We start from the raw sequence: 24995 nt of genomic DNA on the forward strand, positions 1-24995 counted from the left end.
TTAAAATTTTTTATTAATTTTAATTTTTCAACTTAAATAGCTATTTTGATTCATTGATTATCAATTACAAAAATTACCATACATAGTTGCTAAATCTATAGCCACTTTCTATTCTAAAACTTATTTAATGCAACTAAGATCTGCATAACATTATCTCTATTCCCCAATTATAAAGCTCTATTTTGATATAATTTTTATATACATATTTTATACAAAACTAAGTAATTTTATTCTACTAAATTTCAACTTTTAATATAATTAAATTCTCTTACACAAAAATTAACATATTATTCTTTTCAAAATTATTCGGCACTACAACCCACCATCACAATCTTTCAAAATCCCTTTTATATCATAAATAACTTGATTTTGATTTGTTTTTATATCTAAACTTTTAAATTCATCATGAGCAACAGCTAATACAACTGCATTATAATTTTGAATGTTTATTTGTGCATTTTGAATTAAGTCTAAATTATATTCTCTTTTTACTTCATCTTTATCTGCCCATGGATCTTGGACTTCTACATTGCATCCAAACTCTTTTAATTCTTTTATCACATCAATAACTCTTGAGTTTCTTATATCTGGGCAATTTTCTTTAAAGGTAATTCCCAATACCAATACTTTTGAGCCTTCTATCTTTTGACCTTTTTTTATCATTAGTTTTATTACTTGGTTTGCCACATATATACCCATACTGTCATTTATACGTCTTCCTGCTAAGATTATCTCAGGATGAAAACCAACTTCTTGAGCTTTATGGGTTAAATAGTATGGATCTACTCCTATGCAATGACCTCCTACAAGTTCTGGTTTAAATGGCAAAAAGTTCCATTTAGTTCCAGCGGCTTTCAAAACTGCATTTGTATCAATTCCTAGCTTATTAAAAATAAGTGCTAATTCATTTACAAATGCTATATTTATATCTCGCTGAGAGTTTTCTATAACTTTTGCAGCTTCAGCTACTTTGATACTTGGGGCTTTATGAGTTCCTGCTGTTATTATTGATTTGTACAACTCATCTACTTTTTTAGCAATCTTCGGAGTACTTCCGCTAGTTACTTTTAGGATTTTTGTTACTGTATGCTTTTTATCTCCTGGATTTATTCTCTCTGGAGAATATCCACAAAAGAAATCTTGATTAAATTTCAGGCCACTAAATTTTTCTAAGACTGGGACACAATCTTCTTCAGTAGCACCAGGGTAAACTGTACTTTCATAGATAACTATATCATCTTTTTTAAGAACTTTACCTATACTTTCACTTGCTTTTAAAAGAGGAGTTAAATCTGGCCTTTTATTTTTATCAATTGGAGTTGGAACTGTTACTATGTAAATGTTACATGTAGAGATATCTTCTAGCTTAGAAGTAAATTTGATACCATTTGAAATAGCTTCTTTTAATTGTTCGCTTGTAAGTTCTAATGTTTTATCGTGAGCATTTTCTAGCTCTTCAATTCTTTTTTGATATATATCAAACCCTACTACTTCATACTTCTTTGCAAATTCTACAGCTAGTGGTAGTCCTACGTAGCCTAGGCCTATTATTGCTATTTTATCTTTCATCTCTTACCCTTAAAAAAACAGGAAATCTTGGTTTTCCATATTTTGTAAATTCTTTATATTTAAATGTTATTATTGAGCCAATTTTAGGTGGATTTTTTCGTTGCTCATCACTAAATCCACTTCCTATCTTAAACTCTTTGCCATTATCTAACTTGCAAGTTAATGATCCCATTACATGTAGATATTTTCCTTTGCCTTGATTTATAGCTATTATTTTACACTCTGTATCTTTAAAACTTTTAACTTTTAACACTTTTGAAGTTCTTTTATCTATATAAGGTGCATTGGGATCTCTTATAACTACACCCTCTCCACCTTTATTTTCAACTTCTTTTAAAAAAGATTTTAAGTGCTTTTTATCTTTACATGTAGTTTGTTTTATAATCTTTATATATTTATTTGGATGTACTATTAAGTAGTCTTCTAAAACTTTTAATCTCTTTTTTAATCCACCTTTTTGGTTAGGTACCTCAAAAATATTGTAAGTTATTTGTTTCCATCCATCATGAGGTATTTTTTTACTTGTTATTGAAGAGATGTTTTCAAAATCTCCTCGTTTGCTCCAAAGCTCACCATCAATCTCAAAAGACGGAAAATTTTTTATAAACCAAATTGGAACACTAAATTTTTTACCACTTCTACTTAATAGTTTCTTACCATCCCAATAAGCTCTAATGCCATCAAGTTTTTCACTCATGAGCCACCCTGAGATATTTTGGTCTTTATAAGTTTTTAAAAGTAATAAACTAGGTTTACTAGCAAAAAGAAGAAAAGGAATAAATAAGATAAAAAATCTAATCATTTAGTGTTACCAAGCTATTTACAAAAGTTCTAAATTTAAGTTTTTTTCTCAATTCATTCCTTCTAATATAAACATGTAAACCTTTTCATAAGGCTTACATGTAAAAAACTATTTACACTCTGAAACTGTAAGATTTTCTCTGTTTTTCTCAATAGTTTTTTTGCCGATACCTTTAACTTTTGCTAAATCATCTACTGATTTAAAACAACCATTTTTATCTCTAAAAGCTACTATTTGTTCAGCTTTCTTCATACCAATCCCACTTAAAGTTGAAAACTCTTTTTTATCTGCTTTGTTGATATCAACACTAGCAAATAAAAAACCAAAACATAAAATTAAAGCCAATAGTACTCTCATGTAGTACCTCCTTATGAAATTTTACACGAGATTAACATAATATAACTTATATAATTATTATTTTATCTTTATTAGACTGCTTTTTAATCAAGTAAACTAGATTCTAAAGTCTTATTATAAAAATAATTAGTAGCTTCTACAAATCCATCTATACTGCCACAGTCAAATCTTTTACCTTTAAATTGATATGCTATGACTTTTCCTTTTTTTGCCATTTCTAAAAGTGCATCAGTTATTTGTATCTCTCCACCAATTCCAGGTTTTGTTTCTTTTATGATTTCAAAAATATCAGGTGTTAGAATATATCTTCCAATTATAGCTAGATTACTTGGGGCATCTTTTGGATCTGGTTTTTCTACCATATTCTCAACTCTATATGTATCATCACTGCCATCTACCAAATGTCCGGCAATTACCCCGTATTTACTAGTCTCTTCAAAAGGAACTTCTTCAATTGCTACTACACAGCAATTATATTTTTCATAAACTTTTACCATTTGAGATAGTATATCGCCATCGCACAAATCATCTGCTAAAATTACTCCAAATGGCTCATCTGAGATAAGAGTTTCTCCAGTTAGTATCGCATGCCCTAAACCCTTCATCTTAATCTGTCTTGTATATGAAAAAGTACACTTACTTATCACATCTCTAATTTCATTCAAATAATGCTCTTTTTTAGTACCTTGTATTTGGTGTTCTAACTCATAACTTATATCAAAATGATCTTCTATCGCTCTTTTTCCTCGCCCTGTTACAATAGCCATAGTTTGACAGCCTGCTTTTATAGCCTCTTCTACCCCATACTGGATAAGTGGCTTGGTTAAAACTGGTAACATCTCTTTAGGCATTGCTTTTGTAGCAGGCAAAAATCTTGTTCCATAACCTGCAGCTGGAAATAGGCATTTTCTTATACTTTTCATAACAATCCTCTATTTTGTAATTTTTTCTTTAATATAACTTTTGATTCTTCAACTCCAGGCTGGTCATAAGCATTTACACCTATAAGACTAGCAGTAATTGAAGTTAATAATTCATAATAAAATATAAATTTTCCAATATTTTCTTCATCTATTTCTTCAAGCTCAATCAAATCAACTGGAATATCTGCTTTTTGTACAAGTGCTTCTATGACTGAATCAGCTTGTAGGTTTATGAGTTGATTAAAGCTTAGATTATCAATGAGATTTAAATTTTCTAACTCTTTTAATTCAATTTTTGGTATATTTAAATCCTCATTGAAATTATTTATCTTCAAAAATGTTACACTTTTATCTCTAAGCCCTTCGACTATGAGTTGCAAAAATGAGTGCTGATCTTTTGGGCCTATTAATCCTACTGGACTTAAACCTACATTAAAACTACTATGAAGTTGTTTTTTACCCAAACTCTCACCCCAAAGCTGCACATACCACTCTGCAAAATATTTAAAACTCTCACTATATATAAAAAGAGCATTTATATTATATCTCATGGAGTTTTTTGCATAATAGGTCGCTTTTTTAAGAAGTATGTCTTTTAAATATCCATCATTAAAAAAACTATTTTTTACAAAACCAGCACCTTTTAGTAAAGATTTTATATCAACTTCAATAAGACTAAGAGGAGCTAATCCAACATTTGATAAAACTGAAAATCTTCCTCCCACATTTTTTGGAATCTCTAGGCAAAAAGATTTTTTACTCTTAGCATGTTTTTCTAACGGGCTATTTTTGTCTGTCACATAAGTAAATCTGTAATCTTCACTAATATTATTGTTTTTTAATAACTCTAAAATATATTTATATATTGCCATAGTTTCAATCGTTGTTCCTGATTTGCTTACTATGAAAAAGTGAGCATGATTTAATCCTACTTTTTCTAACTCAGCTCTTAGTGCAACTGGATCTGTGCTTTCTAAAAAATGAATTTTTTTAGTAAAATTTTTTATATTTTTTAAAGTCCTATAAATCGCTTTTAAGCCAAGTGAACTCCCACCTATGCCTATGATAACTAGATGAGTTACTTCTTTGTTTTTCTTTTCAAACTCTTTTTTATAATGTTCTAAATCACTTAAATCTTGCTCAGGCAAAGAGTAGTAACCAATGCTTTTTGTTTCATCACAAATAGCTTCATATATACCCTCTTCTGCCATAACATCAAAAAATAATTTATTTGTCATAATCTCACCTTCTTGTGCTTGTCACTCTCTGTGAGAAAAAAATCAACATACCAATCCACAAACTTACCAATCCCCTCATCTATACTAGTTTCAGGTTTATAATCCAAATCTTCTATGAGGTCATTTACATCAGCATAAGTACTAGGAACATCTCCTGCTTGAAGTGGTAACATATTTTTCTTTGCAGTTTTGCCTAGCTTTTTTTCTAATGCTTCTATAAAATCCATGAGTTTTACTGGGTTGTTATTTCCTATGTTATATACTTTATATGGAGCAGTTGAATTTGATGGATTAATCTTTTCTTCGCCAACTCCTTTTGGAGGATTATCTATGACTCTAATAACACCTTCAACTATATCATCGATATAAGTAAAATCTCTTTGCATATTACCATAATTAAAAACATCTATACTCTTACCCTCAATAATAGCTTTTGTAAACAAAAACAGTGCCATATCAGGTCTTCCCCATGGTCCATAAACAGTAAAAAATCTAAGTCCAGTTGTTGGAATATCATAAAGATGAGAATAAGTATGAGCCATAAGTTCGTTACTTTTTTTACTAGCTGCATAAAGACTGATAGGATGACTCACATCGTGACTTGTACTAAAAGGTTGAGTTTTATTTAATCCATAAACACTAGAGCTACTTGCATATGCAAGATGTTTGATATCATAATGCCTGCAACACTCTAAGATATTTAAAAACCCTACGATATTACTTTGTATATAAGCATCAGGATTACTTAGGGAGTATCTAACACCAGCTTGGGCCGCTAGATTGCACACTTTGTCAAACTTTTCTTCTTTAAAAAGCTTTTCTAGGTTTTCTTTATCTTCTAGATTTAACTTTATAAATTTATAATTTGGATATTTTTTACTAGTAATCAACTTATTATAGGCTATATCTTCTCCCTCTTTTAAATCCTCAATGATACCTGTTCTTACTAATCTACCGTACTTCACATTTTGGTCATAATAGTCATTTATATTATCTAATCCTACAACCTCATCACCTCTTTCAAGAAGTCTTAAGACTAAATGGCTTCCAATAAAACCTGCTGTTCCGGTTACTAAAATCTTTTGAGATTTTAGTAATGATGAATTTTTAATTTTTAATTTTGAATTATTCAATTTTTTCTCCACTTGTTTTTACTATCGAAGTTAATAATTTCACTATCTCATCTGTATCTTCTATTAAGCTTTTAGTATTCTTATCATTGTCATCTAAATAATCAGTTTTTATCAATAAATTTATCCAATATTTAGTTTCTCTTGCTTCTTTACTAGCAATACTCATCTTTGAGATAAAATCCTTTCTTGATTGAGCCGCTTGAGCTTCATTTACATTGGCACCTATTGATGTACCCGACCTTAAAAGTTGTTTCGATAAAACATATTCACTCTTTTTTCTATAAAGATATTGATATAATTTTACAATTCTCACTGAAAAAGCAAATGATTTATCTAATACTATATTATTCTTCATTTTCAATCAATTTAAAATTAAACATTCAAAATTCAAAATTAAACATTTTTTGCCTTCAAAATAAGCTCGTTTAATTTTTCTTCATAAAGTTTTGCTTTATTTTCATCAGTTGATTCAAAACGAGTTACTAAAACTGGGGTTGTATTACTAGCTCTTACTAAACCCCAACCATCTTCAAATATAACTCTAACTCCATCAACATCAACAATATCTTTAATCTTTGGAAAATCATTTGGAGGGTTTTTTAGTAACTCTTTTACCCTATCTACCAACTTAAACTTTTCATCTTCCGTTGTTTCTACTTTTATCTCTTCGGTCGAATAAACTTTAGGAAGTTTTGCAATTCTACTGTCTACATGTAAACCATTTTTTATAAGCTCAATCATCCTAAGAGTTGCGTAAATTGCATCATCATATCCAAAATACCTATCATTGAAAAACAGATGCCCACTAACTTCAGCTGCAAAATCAGCATTTAATTCAGCGATTTTTACCTTTAAATTACTATGACCAGTTTTGTACATGTAAGCTTTTCCATACTTGTTGATAGTATCATACATCACTTGAGAACATTTTACTTCGCCTACAACTTTTGGATTTTTCATAGCTTCGCTAAAAAGTATTGCCATTATATCACCTTTGACATTGTTTTTCTTTGTCAAAAAAGCAATCCTATCAGCATCTCCATCATATGCAAATCCATACTCAAAACCAGCAAATGCGGTTTCATCTTTAGATGAAAGGTTTCTGTGATAATCACCTGCTAACTCTTTTTTTATATCAACTAAATTTTCTTCAACTGTTGGGTCTGGATGATGATTTGGAAAAGTTCCATCTGGCCTAACAAAAAGTCCCCTACAAGCAAAACCTAATCGCTTAAATATAGGACTAGCAACAACACTAGCTACACCATTGCCACAATCATAAACAAAAGGTACATCAAAACCTTGTAGATGCTCAAACTCTTTTACTAAATAATCTATATATCTAACTTTTGCATCTATTTTTTTACATGTAGTATTATCTTCAATCGATAAATCAAGATTTGCTAAAATCTCCCTACCTAAAGCATAAATATCTTCTCCAAAAAAAGGCTTTTTATCCATAGTAATTTTAAATCCATTATACTCACTTGGATTGTGAGAACCTGTAATCATCACTGAAGCATTTGGGCTAATTCCATCAAATGTTTGATAATTTGAAAAATAATTAACAGGAGTTGCCACAAGACCCATGCTCAAAACTTCACAGCCAGCCTTGTTAAAGCCACTAGTAAGCCAATCATGCAATATAGGAGAATGACTCCTAGCATCATAACCAATAGCCACAACCCCACCAAGTTTTTTTACATGTAAACCCAAAAAATAACCAATAAGCTTTACAACCTTCTCATTTAACTCTTTTTCAAAAATCCCTCTGATATCATACTCTCTGAAGATACTGTTCACTGTTTTTCCTACTAACTTTTTTAAATGGATTATTATATCTAATCATCTCTTTAGCAACTATTAGATAGAATATTTTTTTGTAAAAAGGAATGATTTGCGTATAGCTATTGTAAAACTATCTGCTCTTGGTGATATTGTTCATGCTATGCTTGTGCTTCAATACATAAAAAACCATCAAATTGATTGGATAGTAGAAGAACAGTTTGCAGAGGTATTAAAAAACAACCCAAACATAAACAATATAATCACCATAAAGCTAAAAGATAATAAAAAAAATATTTTCAAAGAGTATAAAAAACTAAAATCCATACCAAAATACGACTTAGCAATAGATTTACAAGGATTAATAAAATCATCCATCGTATCAAAAATAGTAGCTAAAAAAACCATTGGATTTAGTAAAAATTCTCTAAGAGAACCAATTGCTAGTTTACTTTACAATCAATCTTTTGACATTCCATATGAAAAAAATGTAATTGAGAGAAATTTGGAATTAGTTTGTAAAGCTTTAAGCATTGAAATACCAAATATTAAAGATAAAAATCCTTTTTTATTTTTTAAATCAAATTTAGATATCAAACCTACTCTTTTGATAATAGTCGGTTCATCTTGGGAAAGCAAAGTTTATCCTAAAGAAAAATTTGTAGAAGTTATAAACGCTTTACATGTAGAAACATTTTTATCTTGGGGAAATACACAAGAGTTGGAAAATGCAAACTGGATTTCTTCTAAAACGCATGCAAAAGTTTTAGATAAATTGAATCTTGATGAATTAAAATGTATAATATCAAATTCAAAACTTGTAATAGGTGCAGATAGTGGTCCAACTCATATGGCTTGGGCTCTTGGTATTGCTAGTATCACTTTATTTGGTCCAACACCAAGCTATAGAAATACAATACAAACAAATAAAAATAAAGTTTTAGACTGTAAAAAGCAAGTAGATGCAAAGCGCTTAAATAAAAATGATTTTTGCATAAAAAATATAGCACCTAGCGAAATTATAAATATAGCAAAGGAACTTTTAAGTGTTAGATAATCTTTATGTAAAATCTTTTAAAATATTTGTATTTTTAGTTAATAAAACTCCTAAGTTTTTATCTAATATTATTTTAAATTTTTTAGCGTATTTAGCATATATTTTGGACGCTAGGCATAAAAAAATAGCTAAAGTCAATCTAGACCTTGCATACGGTAATAGCATGAAAGAAGATGATAAAATAAAAATAGTTAAAAATTGCTATAAAAACTTGCTATTTAATATGAGAGATTTTGTTGAAAATCAAAATATAAGTAAAGAAAAACTCTTGTCAAAAGTCACATTTCACAATGAATACTACTACACTAATATAAAAGAAGAAGGAAAGGGAGTTATCTTTATTACCGCTCATTATGGGAATTGGGAATTACTTCCTTTATGTTTAGGGGCAAAATATGGGAATATATGGGGAGTTGGAAGACCTTTAGACTATAAAAAAATAAATAATATTTTAAAATCTAACAGAGAACAATTTAATGTACATATGCTTGAAAAAAAAGGAGCCATGAGAGGTTTACTTAAAGGATTAAAAAGCGGATATAATATTGGATTATTGGTCGATCAAAATACAAGTTCAAAGGAAGGTATATTAATCAATTTTTTTAATAAACTTGCAAGACATACTCCATCAGCTGCATTGATTGCAAGAAAAACAAATACTCCTATAGTACCTGTTTTTATAACAACAAACGATCATGAACAGTATGATATAACTTTTTATGAACCTATCTTTACTCCAAAGACTAAAAATAGTGAAGAAGATATAAAAACAAGCGTACAAGCACAAGCAGATGTAACAGAATATGTTATTAAAAAGAAACCTGATGAATGGTTTTGGCTTCATAGAAGATGGAAAAATCAATATGAGGAATTGTATAAATGACAAATATAAAAAGACATTTTTATAGAGAGAACATACACAACACAAATAGCTATCTAATGATAATGCTAGGATTTTTCCTTCCACTATCTGTTTCAATTGCAACAATTATATTAGGACTGATTTTACTTTTTTGGTTATATGAAGGAAAATTTTCTCAAAAACTCTCTACTATCAAAAACAATCCTATCACCTATGCTTTTTTAGCATTTTTCTTTGTACATGTACTAGGTCTTTTATGGACAGAAAATTTAGAGTGGGGCTTACATATAGTTGGGAAAGAGTGGAGAATATTAGCTCTAATAATTCTTATCACTATAACAAAAAAAGAACATATAAAGTACTATATTACATCTTTTTTATTAGCTATGAGCTTATCTGAAATTATTTCTTATAGTATTTGGTTTAAAATAATTGATCCCTTTAAAAGCGCCACTATTGATAATCCAACTCCATTTATGAGTCATGTATCTTATAATCCATTTTTAGCATTTACTATATACTTACTCGGATATTTTATATTATTTGGCAAGGTAAAAAATAAAATTGAATATTTGCTCAGTAGTTTGTTTGTATTATCTATGACTATAAACATGTTTATAACTGGAGGTCGTGCAGGGCAAGTTGGTTTTTTTGTAGCAATTTCAATATTAGCTATCCAATATTTTAAAAAAGATTTTATTAAAATAATTTTAATTATGTTCATAGCATTACCTTCAGTATTTTTTTTAGCATACTTCAGTAGCAATATATTTCATGATAGAATTAATTTAGCTGTTAAAGAAATTTCTTCATTTAAAGAAAATCCTAACACTAATGTAGGACTTAGATTAACTTTTCTATTTAACTCACTTGAAATTATAAAAAACAACCCCCTCATAGGTGTTGGAACTGGTGATTTCCCGAACGAATATAAAATAGTAAGTGAAAAAAATACACCAAAAGCAATGCTTACAAACAACCCACATAACATGTACACTTTAGTAGGTGTACAAACAGGAATTTTAGGACTAATCACCCTACTTTCTATATTTTACACACAAATAAAGTTGTCTTTTAAACAGTCTGAATATTCTGAAATAAAACTTGCTTTACCTCTTATTTTTCTAGTTATAATGTTAAGTGACAGCTATTTACTAGGCCATTATACTACAATGCTATTTATTTATTTTAGTGCGTTTCTTTATAAAGACTATGAATTGAACATAGCTAAAATACTCATCGTCATACGACGTTCAAATGGTGATGTATTTTTAAGCTCTCCTCTTATAGAAGCTTTACATGTACACTACAACAATCCTCAAATTGATTTGCTTGTAAACGATGATACCCTAGCTATAGCTAAATGCTTACCTCATATAAATCATATATATACTTTCTCTTATGAAAAGAAAAAAAACACTCCTTTGAAACAAGAGTTTTCGATTATAAAAAGTATATATAAAAAATACGACTTGAGCATAAACCTAACAGCAAATGAGAGAAGTGTTATGTACTCTATACTAGCTTCTTCTTACCCTATTAGTGCTGTGGAACAAGAGAGTAAAAAATCTTGGTGGAAAAAACTTTTTTTAAAAAAAAGTTATCTTTTTGATAACTCAAGGCATATTTTGAAAAACAATACAGCAAGTTTAGACTTGCTAAATATACCAAATGATTCTTTACATGTAAAGACTTATTATCCTCAAACCTCAAAAGATACAATTACTCAAAAGTTAAATAAACTAAAAATTGAAAAATTTATCATCTTTCACCCTTCCGCTCAGTATGAGTATAAAATATATCCAAAAGATTTAAGAGATAAATTGTTGGAACTTCTTAATGATTTAAATATCCCTATAGTTATTACAGGTGCAAATAGTGCATTAGATAAAAAAATAAAAACAGAACTTCCAAAACTAAAAAATATTTATGATTTCATAGGCGAAACAACTCCACATGAACTTTTAGCACTAAATGATTTATCTTTGGCTTATATAGGCATGGACACATTAAACATGCATATAGCAGCAGCGAGTAATAAAGAAGTGTTTGCTATATTTGGACCTACAAAATTAGCTATGTGGTCGCCTTGGTCAAACTCGCTTCAATGCTCAACTTTTCAAAATAAACCAAAGCAAACTTATGGTAATATCACTATATTTCAAGCAAATATGCCTTGTGTAGCTTGTGGATTAGCCGGTTGTGATGATAAACATGGCAAAAGCGATTGTCTATATGCAATTAATCCAAAAACAATTTTTACAGAGGTTAAGAGATGTCTAACAAAATAAGCGTTACAATACTCACGAAAAATTCTGAAAAATACATAAGCGAGTGCTTAAATGCTCTGAGTAAATTTGATGAGATCATTCTTTTGGACAATGGCTCAAGCGATAAAACTATAAAAATTGCTAAAACTTTTTCAAATGTAAAAATATATAAAAACGAATTTATAGGATTTGGTCCACTTAAAAACCTTGCTATATCTTATGCCTCAAATGAATGGATTCTCTCAGTAGATAGCGATGAAGTTTTTAGTGAAAAATTAGTAGATGAAATCCTAAGCCTTTCCTTAGACAAAAATACAATCTACTCTATACTGAGAGACAATTACTACAACAAAAAGCTAATAAAATGTTGTGGCTGGGAAAATGACTTTGTTCTTAGACTCTTCAATAAAAACTCAACAAAATTTAATGACCAACAAGTGCATGAAAGCCTTATCATTCAAAATGATATATCTGTAAAAAAGCTAACAAACTCTTTTAAACATTTCTCTTTTGAAAATGCAAGTGAACTTGTAAATAAAATGCAACACTACTCAACACTCTATGCAAAAGAACAAAAAAACAAAAAAACTTCTTCTCCAATAAAAGCAATCTCAAGAGGAGCTTTTACTTTTTTTAAAAATTACTTTTTTCAAAAAGGATTTTTATATGGTTATGAAGGCTTTCTTATAGCTATGTCAAATGCAAATGGAGTATTTTATAAATACATAAAACTATATGAAGAAAATAAAAAATGACTTGTGCTTTAATCATCACAACATATAACTGGAAAGAGGCATTAGAACTAGTTTTACTAAGTGCTTTAAATCAAAGTGAATTGCCTGAAGAGATAATTATAGCAGATGATGGAAGTCGTAATGACACAAAAGAATTAATAGAAAATTTTGCTAAAAATTCTTCCGTGCCTATTATCCACTCTTGGCAAGAAGATGAAGGCTTTAGAGCAGCAAGTAGTAGAAACAAAGCAATTGCTAAAGCAAAAAGCAATTACATCGTTCTTATAGATGGTGATATGATTCTTCATAAAGATTTTATAAAAGAACATAAACTTCATGCTAAAGAAAAACAATTTATTCAAGGCTCAAGGGTATTAATCCAAAAAGAAAAAAGCAAAACACTTATACAAGACAAAAAATACTCAATTTCTCCTTTTGACTCAGGCATAAAAAATAGAAAAAATACAATTCATAATAAAACTTTATCTTCGATTTTCTCAAAAAACAAAAATTCATTAGCAGGTATTAAAACCTGCAATATGTCTTTTTTTAAAGCAGACTGTTTTGATATAAATGGCTTTAACGAAGATTTTATTGGCTGGGGCAGAGAAGATAGTGAATTTGTAGTGCGTTTATTAAACAATGGCATAAAAAGAAAAAATATTAAATTCAACTGTATCGCATATCACATTTGGCATAATGAAAACCCAAGAGCAAACTTAACTAAAAACGACGCTCTTTTGAAAAAAAGCATAGATGAAAATTTAAAATATTGCCAAAATGGTATAAAGAAATATTTAGGAGAAAATAGTGAGTATTAGTGGATTTACATTTATCAAAAATGGGGAAATTTTAGGTTACCCATTTATTGAATCAATAAAATCAATTTTACCTATAGTTGATGAGTTTATTGTTAATGTTGGTGAAAGTGAAGATGATACATTAAAAGCAATAAAAAACTTAAATGATCCTAAAATAAAAATTATAATATCTCAATGGAATGATAAAATGCAAGACCGTGGTTATGTCTATGGACAACAAAAAATGATAGCTCAGTTTAATTGTATAGGAGATTGGGCATTTTATTTAGAGGGAGATGAAGTAGTACACGAAAATGATTTACCGAAGATAAAAGAGCTTTGTGAAAAATATAAAAATAATAAAAATGTAGAAGCTATAGTATTTGATTATTATCACTTCTATGGAAATTCTAATAGCTATTTATGGAGCCCAGGTTGGTATAGAAAAGCTCCAAGAATAATTAAAAATTCTATAAGGAGTTATGCCCCGGATGGTTTATTTTGGTTAGTAATTGAAAAAAACAAAATAGGTAGATATCCAAAAGCAATAGACTCAGGTATAAAAATATATCACTATGGCTGGGTTAGAAGTGAAGAACAGATGAATTTAAAAAGTCAAAAAGTACAACAATATTGGAACAAAAGTCATAAAAAAATTGATTATAGGAAAATAGACAATACTATATTAAAAGAGTTTAAAGGAATTCATCCAAAAATAATACAAAAATGGTTACCCAAGGAAAAAGGAGTATTTAAAGTAGATTTAAACCATAAATTGTCAAAGAAAGAAAAAAAGCACAGAATTATGCTGAAACTTGAGGAAATCTTCGGTCTAGAATTAAGTAAAAAGCATTACAAATTAGTAAAATGAATATCTTCATTGAACTTCCAACTTGGCTTGGTGATACTATTATGACTACACCTAGTATTGAGCAGATAGTAAAAAAATATCCAAATGCTAAGATAACTTTTTTTGGCTCTTATGTTTCTACAGAAGCTCTAAAAAATCATCCAAACTCTTTACATGTAGTAATTGATGAAAGTAAAAAATCAAACTTTCGTCTACTATGGCTTTATAGAGTTGCAAAAAAGCTTGGTTCTTTTGATTTGGCTATTAGCTTTAGAAGTTCATTTACTTCCAAGCTATTTTTATGGTTTTTAAATTCTAAAAATAAAATCCAATATAAAAAAAATGTTTTTACTGGCCACCAAGTAGAAAAGTATGCAAAAGCTTTACATGTAAAACCAAGTGATTTGAAGCTCTATCAAAAACCATATGTATATGCTCGCCCTACTTTAGGTATAAACCCAGGAGCCACTTATGGAAGTGCAAAAAGATGGTACCCTGAGGAGTTTGCAAAAGTAGCAAATCACTTTTCAAAAACTCATGATATCGTTATTTTTGGTGGTCCAAATGAAATTGAAATAGCTAATGAAGTTGAAAGACTTATAGCAACAAAGGTCGTAAATTTAGCTGGGAAAACAGATATAACAGAGCTCATAGAGAAGATTGCAGGACTTAGTCTGTTTGTAACAAATGACAGTGGACCTATGCACATAGCTGCAGCATATAAAGTGCCTACTGTCACTCTTTTTGGTCCTACAAAGCACAATGAAACATCACAGTGGAATAATCCAAATGGATACATAATTTCTCACAATTTAGAATGCGCTCCTTGCATGAAAAGAGTTTGCCCAATCAAAACACATGAGTGCATGAAGGGCATAAAAGCAAAAGAAGTTATTGAAGTTCTAGAGAATCATCTATCGCTTGGCAGATAATATGCCCTATCATGATGTGCATCTCTTGAATTCTAGGTGTATCATCACTTGGTACTACTAGATTAATATCACAAAACTCATCCATCACTCCGCCATCTCGACCGCTTAATCCTATGGTTTTACAATCCATGTTTCTTCCTAAACTTAGCGCTCTTAGCACATTTTTACTATTTCCGCTTGTAGAAATTCCTATTAGTAAATCTCCTTTTTGTGCTATTGCTTCAACTTGCCTATCAAATACTCTATCATAACCATAATCATTGCCAACAGCAGTTAAAACTGAAGTATCTGTTGTTAATGCAATTCCAGGGAGACCTCGTCGCTCAGTTTTGTAACGACCACTAAGTTCAGCTGCTATGTGTTGAGCATCTGCTGCACTTCCTCCGTTACCAAAAAGTAAAATTTTTCCACCGTTATTTATCGTCTCAGTTGCAATTATACAAGCTGTATATATTTGATGTTGTAAACTTTCTATTGTTTTTTCTATAGTTTCTTTATGTGCTAACATCTCACTTTTTATCATATTTATCATCGTTTTACTCTTTCTATTATTTTTGTTGTACTTTTGCCATCAACAAAATCTACGAGTCTAAGTTCTTTAGCTATATCGCTTCCAACAACTTCTTTACCTTTATAATCTCCACCTTTTACTAATACATCAGGTTTTATCGCACGAATAAGCTCATATGGAGTATCTTCTTCAAACTCTACTACAAAACTAACTGATTCAAGTCCAGCTAAGACATATGCTCTATCTTCACTACTATTTATCGGTCTGCTATCACCCTTTAATCTCTTTACTGAAGCATCTGAGTTTAATCCAACTATCAATACATCACCAAAACTCTTTGCAACCTCTAAGTACTTTACATGACCTACATGTAATATATCAAAACAACCATTAGTAAAAACAATTTTTTTATCTCTAAGGGTTTCTAAAAGTTGCAATAGTTCTTCTTTAGTTTTTATTTTGCTATCAGACCTACCACTTCTTAGGGAATGTTCATATATATCTATCTCATCAAGACTAACAGTTGCACTTCCTAATTTCCCAACCACTACTGCTGCTGCACTTGTTGCAAATTTTGCTGCTTTTTGTATATCATACCCACAACTAAGCGCGTAGCCAATACTAGCTAAAACTGTATCTCCAGCACCTGTTACATCATAAACCTCTCTTGCAACTGTTGGTATCTTTGTAACTTCATCACCAAATATAGCCATACCATCTTCACTTAGGGTAATGATAGCAAAATCCAAATCTAAAGTATCTTTTAAAATTTTACCAGCTTTATGCAAACTTTCTTCATCAACAATATCTATTTTAGTTGCTAAACTTGCCTCTTTTTTATTTGGTGTTATAAGAGTTGCCCCTTTATATTTTGAGTAATCATCGCCTTTTGGATCAACTAGAACTAACCTGTTTTTTGCTAAAGATATGATATTTTTTGTCAAACTCTCAGTTAAAACACCTTTTCCATAATCACTAAGCAATATCGCATCAAAATTATTTAGATAAATTTTTAAATTTTCAAGAAGTTTCTTTTCACTATCTTTTGAAATATCATCTTTTGTTTCTTTATCATATCTTATGATTTGTTGGTGTACTGCTATTACTCTACTTTTTTTACTCGTCTTTCGCCCATCTTGCTTTATTATTAAAGAAGTATCAACTCCAATTTTTCCAAGCATTTCTAAAAGTTCATCGCCACTTTCATCTTTCCCTATAACACTTAAAACACTAACATTAGCTCCAAGAGTTCTTAGATTATTTATAACATTGCCAGCACCACCTAAAACAGTAGTTTCTTTTTGAATATCAACAACTTGCACTGGTGCTTCAGGACTTATTCTATCACACTTACCCCAAAGATAATTATCAAGCATTAAATCACCAATTACTAGTATATTAGGTTTATAATTTCTTAATTTATCCATGTATTGCTCTTATCTCGTCAATATAAGATTTAATTCCATCTTCGAGTTCAAACTGTGGTTCATACCCTAAAAATTCTTTTGTATCTTCTATGTTTGCTTCAGTAAAAAACTGATACTGACCAATATAAGGATTTGGTATATACTCATCTTCTCTTTGTATGTTTAATTCTTTTTTTAATATATCAACTATATCTTGGAAACTTCTTGCTTTGCCTGTTCCTACATTGTAAATTCCACTTTTTTTAGGTTCACATGCTTTTACATTTGCTTGTATTACATCTTCAACATATATAAAATCTCTTTTAATCTTATCACTACCTTCAAAAAGTTTTGCTCTCTCACCTCTTAAGAGTTGAAGTCCAAATTGTAAAACCATTGAAGCAGTTTTATTTTTAAAAAATTCTCTTTGACCATATACATTAAAATATCTAAGTCCTACGATACTAATATCACAAAAACTCATATACTTTCTTGCTAAATTATCCATCATAAGTTTACTAAATCCGTAAACATTATTAGGACTTTCATACCCAACTTCAAATCTATCACTATCTCCATAAGTAGCAGCACTTGAAGCATAAACTACATTTGATTGCATACTTCTTGCTAAGTCTAAAATATTTTTAAAAGCATTTACATTAGTTTCAATCATAAGTCCTTGGTCACTCACTGTTGTATCACTAATTGCTGCTTGATGAAAAATATAATCAAACTTTCTATCTCTTAGTAAATCTAAATCGGTATTGATATCTGCACTTATTACTTCACCTTTAAAACCTAGCAAATTTTTAAAGTGACCAAAACTTTTTAAATTTCCATTACTAAATGTTTCTTCACTTCTAAATTTATCAAAAACTACTACTTCACACTTAGGGAAATTTTTTTGAAAATAAAAAGCAAGATTACTACCTATAAATCCTGCTCCACCAGTTATCAAAACTGATTTATTATTAAAATCAATTGCCATAATTCATCCTAGTTCTTAATTGTTTTTATTATATCTAAAACTTTTTTAACACAATATTTTGCTTTGTTACATGTAGATGAGTTGACAAAAATTGTATTTTCTATGCCTGCGTTTAGTCCTGCTTGTATATCACTTTGCTTATCACCAATCATCCAAGAGTTTTTCATATCTACATTGAACTCATTCTTAGCTTTTTTAAACATCAAAATATTTGGTTTTCTACATGTACAGTTTTCATCAGGAGAATGTGGACAATAATACACTTTTGAGATATTTATATCTTTTTTATAAAACTCTTTTATCATCCAATCAGTAAGTTGTAAAAAGTCTTTTTCGCTATAATAACCTCTACCAATTCCTGATTGGTTAGTTACTATAAATAGTAGATATCCTAATTTTTGAAGATGTCTAAGAGTTTCAAAAATACCTTCATTGAACTCAAAATCTTCTTTTTTGTAAACATAAGATTTATCTATGTTGATTATGCCATCTCTGTCTAAAAATATTGCTTTTTTCATAGACAATATTCTAGCAAAAAAAATATTAACAAGAAGTTACTGAACACTCTGACTTAATTCATTCTCTATGTCTTCTAAGTATAAAGCGTACTCTTCTTTTTTAAAGTTATGTTTATTGACTTCTAGGATTGTTTTTGCTCTTTGGAAGAATTCCCATGATTCTACTTCATCTCTCAAATCATATCTTATTATTTTTGCTAAGTAATAATTTGCGAAAAAATTGTCTTCTTTCTCTTTTATCATTTTCCTAAGAAGATTAATAGCTTTAAATACTTTATTGCATCTTTGATAGCAAAGAGCAAGTTTTATTGTGATTTTAGGTTGATTTGGATTGATTTTTAAACTTTTTTCATACGCATAAGCTGCATCCTTAAAAGCTCCCATTTCGGAAAAATTATTTCCAACCAAGTTCCAAAGCTCTGCATCTTTTGTTTTTTTTGCTTTTCTTGCAAGATTTACAATTTCCAAAGCAGAATCTAAAATATTATTAAAATCACTTGATTTTACTGCTTTTGGGTTTATATGATATGCTTTTACAACCTGATTATAACCTTTTAAAATATCTCCACTTTTTAGATACACAGAAGCAAGTTTTAAAATACACTCTACATTTTTTGGTTCTTTTTTTAAAACTTTTGATATATATTTTTTTGCATTGTCATCATCCATCACTCCAGCTTTGCATACAACATTAACATTAGCTTGAGATATAGAGGTTATAAATATAACAAAAAGTAATATTCTCATTTTTTCTCCATCAAATAAGTGTAAATTATACTCACTTAAAGTTATACTTTGATATTACTATAATTCAAATATAAAAAACTAAGATTTTTTAAAGATTACTCAGATATAATTCACTCAAACAAAATTAGGAGAAAAAAATGAAAAAACTAGTACTAGTATTAGCTTTCGCGGCAGCTTCAACTCTAATGGCAGCAGATGGTGCGGCTCTTTATAAAAAATGTGCAGCTTGTCATGGTGCAAAAGCTGAGAAAAAAGCTTTAAACAAATCACATGTAATTCAAGGATGGGATGCAGCTAAAATCGAAGCGGCACTTAAAGGTTATAAAGCAGGAACTTATGGCGGAGCTATGAAAGGTCTTATGAAAGGTCAAGTAGCAAGCTATGACGATGCTAAAATCAAAGCAGTTGCTGAGTATATTTCAAAACTTAAGTAATCAATCAGGAGGAGAGTAACTCTTCTCCTTTCTTTCTCTTTTTTCTTTTAACTCTTTTTTTCTATTTTCCATCTCAATTGCATCGTGAAGTGCTTCTTCACTATCTAACAAAGCACCATCAATAAACTTTTTAGGATCATCAAACTGTCCAGTTCTTAGCCCCCAAAGCAAAGCCCACAAACCAAATGCTCCAAGTAGAGTCGAAGCACCTAACATCATAGCAACTAACCAATTATCCATTTTATATTTTCCCTTTTAATTTAAAAAATTTAAAATTATTTATCTAATTCTCATAGAGTTACCAACAACAATCAAAGAGCTAAGTGACATACTAAGAGCTGCTATAAGAGGTATAACAAATCCAGCCATTGCTAAAGGAATCGTTATGACATTATATAGCACTGATAAAGCTAAGTTTTGTTTTATGTTTTTATATGTTTTTAAAGATATATCAAAAACATTTTTTAGCCCCCAAAAACTCTCATCAATCAACACAACATCACTTACACTCAAAGCTACATCAGTCCCACTTCCAAGAGCGATTGCCACTTCACTTTGTGATAAGGCCAAAGTATCATTTATACCATCTCCAACCATAATCACTTTTGCACCATTGTGCCTTAATTCTTTTATAAAATCTGCCTTATCAAAAGGCAACATTGAAGATTTATACTCTTTTATTCCTAATTCATTTGCAATTTTTTCTACAACTTTTTCATTATCACCACTTAGCATAACTACTCTTAGATTTTTTTCTTTAAGATAAGCTATAGTCTCTTTTGCTCCATCTCTAACCAAATCTTCAAGATAAAATGTACCAATAAACTCACCATCGTAGCCTACATGTAAAAGACTTTTATCACTTTTTTTTGTTTTACATGTAAAGCCCTCTTCTTTTAAAAAAGCTTCATTTCCTGCAATGATAACTTTGCCGTTACATGTAGCCTTTATGCCTTTTGCTTCTACTACTTTTATATCTTCTAAATCATAAAGTTTTGGTTCTTTAAGTTTTAAGTACTCTTTTACACCTTTACTTATTGGGTGAGTTGAGAGGCTTACCAAAGAATAAATCAAAGAGATATCAAAACCTTCGTTTAAAACTTCTTTCACAACTTTTGGTTTTCCATAGGTAAGTGTTCCTGTTTTATCCAAAACTACCGTATCACACTTTGCAATACTCTCTAAAAGTGCGGCTTCTTTAAATAAAACTCCTTTTTTAGCACCTCTACTTAGTCCCACTAAAGTTGCAACTGGTGTTGCTAAACCTAGTGCACAAGGACAAGCTATAACGATAACAGAAATTGCAACAACCAAAGCTCTTTCAAATGAACCAGTATAATAAAACCAGCCAAAAAAAGTAAGTACTGCAAAAATTAAAATGATAGTAGAAAAATAACCTGATATTTGATTTGCAATTTTTTCAATCTTTGGTTTTTTATCCATAGAGTCTTCAAGTAATGAAACAATTTTACTAAGAGTTGAGCTTTTATAAGTAGCAATTGCTTCGTATCTTACAACACTATCAAGTAAAATTCCACCACTTAAAACTTTATCACCTTTTTTTAAAAACACAGGCTCGCTCTCACCACTCAAACTTGAATTATCAAAAGAACCCTCACCACTAGTAATAACCCCATCAATGACTACTTTATCACCAGCTCTAATCTCTATGATATCTCCGACTTCTACATTTTCTAGACTCACAAAAATTTTCTCATTATCTTTTATCACCATTACCTCATCAGGAATTGATGCACTAAAAGTATCTAGCGTATCTACAACTTTTTTCTTTGTTAAAACTTCAAGATACTTTCCTGTAAAAACAAAAGTTATTATCATGGCAACTGATTCAAAATAAGTCTCTCCATGCCCACTAAACATAGAATAGATAGAAAAAATATAAGCACTTAGCGCTCCACTTACAACAAGTAAGTCCATATTTACAAATTTGTTTTTAAGCCCATAATAGGCTCCTTTGAAAAAGACTCCTCCTGTATAAAAAAGAGCTGGTGTTGAGAGTATAAAACCTGCAAAATTCAAAATATCTTTTATATCACTTCTCATACCACTAAAATACCCACCATACTGAGCGATTGCTATCCACATGATGTTCATAGTACAAAATATACCTACTAAAAGCCTTGAGTAATAGTCTCTTCTTTTTGCATTTGCTTGGACTTCTTGCATAGAAGCATCATATGGATAAGCGTTATATCCTATGCTTCTAATAACTTCAATGATTTTTGAAAGCTTTATTACATCATCATCCCAAACAACTTTTGCTTTATTGTTTGTATGATTTATACTAACTTCAACTATACCTTCAGTTTTGTGCAGTACTTTTTCATTTAGCCAAACACAAGCAGCACAGTGAATTCCATCTATGATTAAAGAGATAGAGTTAAAACCATCTTTTGTAGTTGTTACATACTTATTGATAAAACCTTCTTTATCAAATTTTCCTATATCATCTTGTAGTTCTTTTGGAGGCTCAATTGTATTTTGACCAAGCTTATCATAAAAATCATCCAAACCTTCGCTTTGCAAAAGATGAAAAATACCTTGACATCCTTTACAACAAAAGTATTTACCATTATCTTCTATCAATACACTTTCATCATACTCTAAATGACAATGATCACACTTTCTTTTAGCCAAAGCTTGCTCCTTTATAAAAAGGTAATTATATCGTTACTTCTTTTACATGTAGATAATTTTATGATAGAATTGCACAAAAAAATAAAAGGTATATTGTGGTAGTTTTTGAAGCAACAGTAAAAAATGATGAGCAAGGCGGATGGTTTATAGAACTTAAAGATACAGTTGATGGTAGAGTAGAAATTTGTGAAGATTTGAAAATCTTTGAAGAAACTATACAAAAAATGGGAGAAGACTACGGAGGAAGGATCGATGAAGTAAAATGGATCAGTCATGAAAGCCTAAGCCCTCAAAATGAGCAAAAAGTAAGAGTTGCGATGATGGAATACTACGAAAAATACAAAGACCAAATTGAAGAAGATGAAGATTGAGTGAAGATTTAGAATTATTTTTATCTATACTGATTTTTTTAGAATTTTTTGAGTTTTATTGGCAAAAAGGAAATGATTTTAGAGATTATGTAAAAAATCTATTTTTCTTTTATAACAAAGGGGTGATTTTTTTTATTTTACTTCACCCTAGTTTGTATTTTGTTATATTTGCCCAACTGTACTTTAACCAATACTCACTCTTAGCAAGTAGTATAATAGTTATAAAAGTCTTGGATATAACAACCAAAATATCTTTGATGGACAAACTTTACAAAAACAGAGATTTAGGCAACTTTAAAGAAATGTTTAAAGTAAACTATGCAATTCCTCTTCCTTTTAAACTAATAGGAGTTGTTCTTTATCCTACACTTTTCTTTTTCGCTTTTTCTTGATTATAGTAATTCAAATTTAAGTTTTGTATTAAATTTTATCGGTTCTTGTGGCGTTTATTTGTGCAAGGATGCGCAAATAGTCCAAAGCCTCGGAAAAATGCAGGAGGCATTTTGAGAATGAGATAAAAATTGATATAAAACTTAAATTTAAATCACCATATTTCTTGACAAAAACGGTGCATTATTATAAAATGTCAACATTAAATCGAACTACTTAGTGTTATACACGCAAGCTTTCGAAAACATACTACAATGTGCAATTTTTTGCACACTTTTTGGACTTATACCAAAAAATATCACTTAACAAAGAAGGTAATATGAGCGGTAATCAGACTGCATCAACAAATGGTAATCACAAAAACAACAAACATCACAACAAAACAAGGACACATGTTCCTGTTCAAGGTTATAAGATAGAAGATTTAAGGAGTATGACTTTAGATAAACTCCTAGAAATTGCGACAGAATTAGAAGTTGAAAATCCTCAAGAATTAAAAAGACAAGATTTGATGTTTGAGATACTCAAAGCTCAAACAACACAAGGTGGATTTATACTCTTTACTGGTATCTTAGAAATAACAAACGAAGGTTATGGATTTTTAAGAGCAATTGATGGGAACTTTAGCGACACAGCAAATGACTCATATGTAAGTGCTACTCAAGTTAGAAAATTTGCACTAAGAAATGGAGATATCGTAACAGGACAAGTTAGACCTCCAAAAGACCAAGAAAGATATAATGCTCTTTTAAAAATAGAAGCTATAAATTATATGCCTCTAAAAGATAGCAAGAAAAGACCTCTTTTTGAAAACTTAACACCACTTTATCCTACTGAGGCTTTTAAATTAGAGTATGATCCTATGAAAGTAACTGGAAGAGTGATTGATCTTTTCACACCAATTGGGAAAGGTCAAAGAGCATTGATTGTTGCTCCTCCAAGAAGCGGCAAAACTGAGCTTATGAAAGAATTGGCTCATGGAATTGCAAGAAATCATCCAGATGTTGAACTAATAGTACTTTTAGTAGATGAAAGACCAGAAGAAGTTACTGATATGGAAAGATGTGTTAGAGGTGAAGTATTTAGCTCAACCTTTGACCAACCAGCAGGTAATCATGTAAGAGTTGCAAACTTAGTTATAGAAAAGGCAAAAAGAAGCGTTGAAATGGGTAAAGATGTAGTAATCTTGCTAGATAGTATAACAAGACTTGCAAGAGCTTACAATACAGTAACTCCAAGTAGTGGTAAAATACTAACTGGTGGGGTTGATGCAAATGCCTTACACAAACCAAAAAGATTTTTTGGAGCTGCTAGAAACATAGAATTTGGAGGAAGCCTTACTATCATCTCAACTGCACTGATAGATACAGGAAGCCGTATGGATGAAGTTATCTTTGAAGAGTTTAAAGGTACAGGCAACAGTGAAATCGTTCTTGATAGAAATATTTCAGACAGAAGAATCTATCCAGCAATCAACATAACAAAATCAGCAACAAGAAAAGAAGAATTACTCCAAGCTCCTGAAAAACTACAAAGAGTGTGGGCTTTAAGAAGTGCAATCAGCCAAATGGAAGATGTTGAAGCTCTTAAATTTTTATATGCAAAAATGCTAAAAACAGGCTCAAACGAAGAATTCTTAGCTGCAATGAACGAGTAGTGG

Annotated in this window: 24 protein-coding genes and 1 pseudogene; 10 read left to right on the forward strand and 15 right to left on the reverse strand. The window is 30.1% G+C overall.

The window, feature by feature from the left end:
- Positions 1-312: 312 nt before the first annotated feature.
- From tviB to ACKGJI_RS08940, 8 genes are all read right to left on the reverse strand, one after another.
- A complete protein-coding gene (gene tviB / locus ACKGJI_RS08905; protein ID WP_458699934.1) occupies positions 313-1569 on the reverse strand; it encodes a Vi polysaccharide biosynthesis UDP-N-acetylglucosamine C-6 dehydrogenase TviB in 1257 nt (418 codons plus the stop codon).
- A complete protein-coding gene (locus ACKGJI_RS08910; RefSeq protein WP_458699935.1) occupies positions 1559-2371 on the reverse strand; it encodes a DNA ligase in 813 nt (270 codons plus the stop codon). The genes tviB and ACKGJI_RS08910 overlap by 11 nt, the downstream gene beginning before the upstream one ends.
- A gap of 108 nt (positions 2372-2479) precedes the next feature.
- Positions 2480-2728: a ComEA family DNA-binding protein gene (locus ACKGJI_RS08915; protein WP_458699936.1), complete on the reverse strand. Its 249-nt coding sequence runs from the start codon at positions 2726-2728 to the stop codon at positions 2480-2482.
- Between the two features lie 83 nt (positions 2729-2811).
- A complete protein-coding gene (gene galU, locus ACKGJI_RS08920; RefSeq protein WP_458699937.1) occupies positions 2812-3651 on the reverse strand; it encodes a UTP--glucose-1-phosphate uridylyltransferase GalU in 840 nt (279 codons plus the stop codon).
- Positions 3648-4889 (reverse strand): glucose-6-phosphate isomerase, encoded by a 1242-nt coding sequence (locus tag ACKGJI_RS08925; protein ID WP_458699938.1) that lies wholly within the window; start codon positions 4887-4889, stop codon positions 3648-3650. Before ACKGJI_RS08925 ends, galU begins: the two co-directional genes overlap by 4 nt.
- A complete protein-coding gene (locus ACKGJI_RS08930; RefSeq protein ID WP_458699939.1) occupies positions 4886-6022 on the reverse strand; it encodes an NAD-dependent epimerase in 1137 nt (378 codons plus the stop codon). The genes ACKGJI_RS08925 and ACKGJI_RS08930 overlap by 4 nt, the downstream gene beginning before the upstream one ends.
- On the reverse strand, positions 6015-6377 hold the full coding sequence (locus ACKGJI_RS08935) for a four helix bundle protein (protein ID WP_458699940.1): 363 nt from the start codon (positions 6375-6377) through the stop codon (positions 6015-6017). The genes ACKGJI_RS08930 and ACKGJI_RS08935 overlap by 8 nt, the downstream gene beginning before the upstream one ends.
- A 38-nt stretch (positions 6378-6415) precedes the next feature.
- Complete coding sequence (locus ACKGJI_RS08940; protein ID WP_458699941.1) at positions 6416-7825, reverse strand: phosphomannomutase/phosphoglucomutase; 1410 nt, start codon at positions 7823-7825, stop codon at positions 6416-6418.
- 94 nt (positions 7826-7919) lie between these two features.
- On the opposite strand from ACKGJI_RS08940, the gene waaC reads away from it, so the two are divergent.
- The 6 genes and pseudogenes from waaC to ACKGJI_RS08970 all read left to right on the forward strand — a co-directional run bounded on the left by waaC (position 7920) and on the right by ACKGJI_RS08970 (position 15312).
- Entirely contained in the window at positions 7920-8864 is a 945-nt protein-coding gene (gene waaC, locus ACKGJI_RS08945; protein ID WP_458699942.1) for a lipopolysaccharide heptosyltransferase I, read from the forward strand.
- Positions 8854-9747, forward strand: coding sequence for a lipid A biosynthesis lauroyl acyltransferase (locus ACKGJI_RS08950; protein WP_458699943.1), 894 nt, complete (start codon positions 8854-8856; stop codon positions 9745-9747). The genes waaC and ACKGJI_RS08950 overlap by 11 nt, the downstream gene beginning before the upstream one ends.
- On the forward strand, positions 9744-12017 hold the full coding sequence (locus tag ACKGJI_RS08955) for an O-antigen ligase family protein (RefSeq protein WP_458699944.1): 2274 nt from the start codon (positions 9744-9746) through the stop codon (positions 12015-12017). Before ACKGJI_RS08950 ends, ACKGJI_RS08955 begins: the two co-directional genes overlap by 4 nt.
- Positions 12002-13551: pseudogene (locus ACKGJI_RS08960) on the forward strand (glycosyltransferase family 2 protein). The gene ACKGJI_RS08955 and the pseudogene ACKGJI_RS08960 overlap by 16 nt, the downstream one beginning before the upstream one ends.
- Entirely contained in the window at positions 13541-14401 is an 861-nt protein-coding gene (locus tag ACKGJI_RS08965; RefSeq protein ID WP_458699945.1) for a glycosyltransferase family protein, read from the forward strand. The pseudogene ACKGJI_RS08960 and the gene ACKGJI_RS08965 overlap by 11 nt, the downstream one beginning before the upstream one ends.
- Positions 14398-15312 carry a glycosyltransferase family 9 protein gene (locus ACKGJI_RS08970; protein ID WP_458699946.1) on the forward strand — a complete coding sequence of 305 codons (915 nt, stop codon included), beginning with the start codon at positions 14398-14400 and terminating at the stop codon, positions 15310-15312. Before ACKGJI_RS08965 ends, ACKGJI_RS08970 begins: the two co-directional genes overlap by 4 nt.
- Here the strand turns inward: ACKGJI_RS08970 and gmhA are convergent.
- From gmhA to ACKGJI_RS08995, 5 genes are read right to left on the reverse strand one after another with little or no spacing between them, the layout of a single operon-like run.
- A complete protein-coding gene (gmhA, locus tag ACKGJI_RS08975) occupies positions 15272-15844 on the reverse strand; it encodes a D-sedoheptulose 7-phosphate isomerase (protein ID WP_458699947.1) in 573 nt (190 codons plus the stop codon). The two genes, ACKGJI_RS08970 and gmhA, sit on opposite strands and share 41 nt — an antisense overlap.
- Complete coding sequence (rfaE1, locus tag ACKGJI_RS08980; protein WP_458699948.1) at positions 15841-17250, reverse strand: D-glycero-beta-D-manno-heptose-7-phosphate kinase; 1410 nt, start codon at positions 17248-17250, stop codon at positions 15841-15843. Before rfaE1 ends, gmhA begins: the two co-directional genes overlap by 4 nt.
- Positions 17243-18217 (reverse strand): ADP-glyceromanno-heptose 6-epimerase, encoded by a 975-nt coding sequence (gene rfaD, locus ACKGJI_RS08985; RefSeq protein ID WP_458699949.1) that lies wholly within the window; start codon positions 18215-18217, stop codon positions 17243-17245. The genes rfaE1 and rfaD overlap by 8 nt, the downstream gene beginning before the upstream one ends.
- An 8-nt stretch (positions 18218-18225) precedes the next feature.
- Positions 18226-18735, reverse strand: coding sequence for a D-glycero-beta-D-manno-heptose 1,7-bisphosphate 7-phosphatase (gmhB, locus tag ACKGJI_RS08990; protein ID WP_458699950.1), 510 nt, complete (start codon positions 18733-18735; stop codon positions 18226-18228).
- Positions 18736-18771: 36 nt separating this feature from the next.
- Positions 18772-19482, reverse strand: coding sequence for a tetratricopeptide repeat protein (locus tag ACKGJI_RS08995; protein WP_458699952.1), 711 nt, complete (start codon positions 19480-19482; stop codon positions 18772-18774).
- 137 nt (positions 19483-19619) lie between these two features.
- On the opposite strand from ACKGJI_RS08995, the gene ACKGJI_RS09000 reads away from it, so the two are divergent.
- Positions 19620-19916 (forward strand): c-type cytochrome, encoded by a 297-nt coding sequence (locus ACKGJI_RS09000; protein WP_458699953.1) that lies wholly within the window; start codon positions 19620-19622, stop codon positions 19914-19916.
- Here the strand turns inward: ACKGJI_RS09000 and ccoS are convergent, their stop codons facing one another.
- On the reverse strand, positions 19917-20156 hold the full coding sequence (gene ccoS, locus ACKGJI_RS09005; RefSeq protein ID WP_458699954.1) for a cbb3-type cytochrome oxidase assembly protein CcoS: 240 nt from the start codon (positions 20154-20156) through the stop codon (positions 19917-19919).
- Positions 20157-20195: 39 nt separating this feature from the next.
- On the reverse strand, positions 20196-22574 hold the full coding sequence (locus ACKGJI_RS09010; RefSeq protein ID WP_458699955.1) for a heavy metal translocating P-type ATPase: 2379 nt from the start codon (positions 22572-22574) through the stop codon (positions 20196-20198).
- Between the two features lie 95 nt (positions 22575-22669).
- Between ACKGJI_RS09010 and ACKGJI_RS09015 the strand changes: the two genes are divergently transcribed.
- From ACKGJI_RS09015 to rho, 3 genes are all read left to right on the forward strand, one after another.
- The gene (locus tag ACKGJI_RS09015) at positions 22670-22945 is read left to right on the forward strand and encodes a hypothetical protein (protein ID WP_458699956.1); all 276 of its coding nucleotides are present in this window, start codon (positions 22670-22672) and stop codon (positions 22943-22945) included.
- Positions 22942-23337, forward strand: coding sequence for a hypothetical protein (locus tag ACKGJI_RS09020; protein WP_458699957.1), 396 nt, complete (start codon positions 22942-22944; stop codon positions 23335-23337). Before ACKGJI_RS09015 ends, ACKGJI_RS09020 begins: the two co-directional genes overlap by 4 nt.
- Before the next feature lie 317 nt (positions 23338-23654).
- Positions 23655-24992: a transcription termination factor Rho gene (gene rho, locus ACKGJI_RS09025; RefSeq protein WP_458699958.1), complete on the forward strand. Its 1338-nt coding sequence runs from the start codon at positions 23655-23657 to the stop codon at positions 24990-24992.
- Positions 24993-24995 lie beyond the last annotated feature (3 nt).

The sequence above is a fragment of the Sulfurospirillum sp. 1307 genome, from assembly GCF_054408545.1.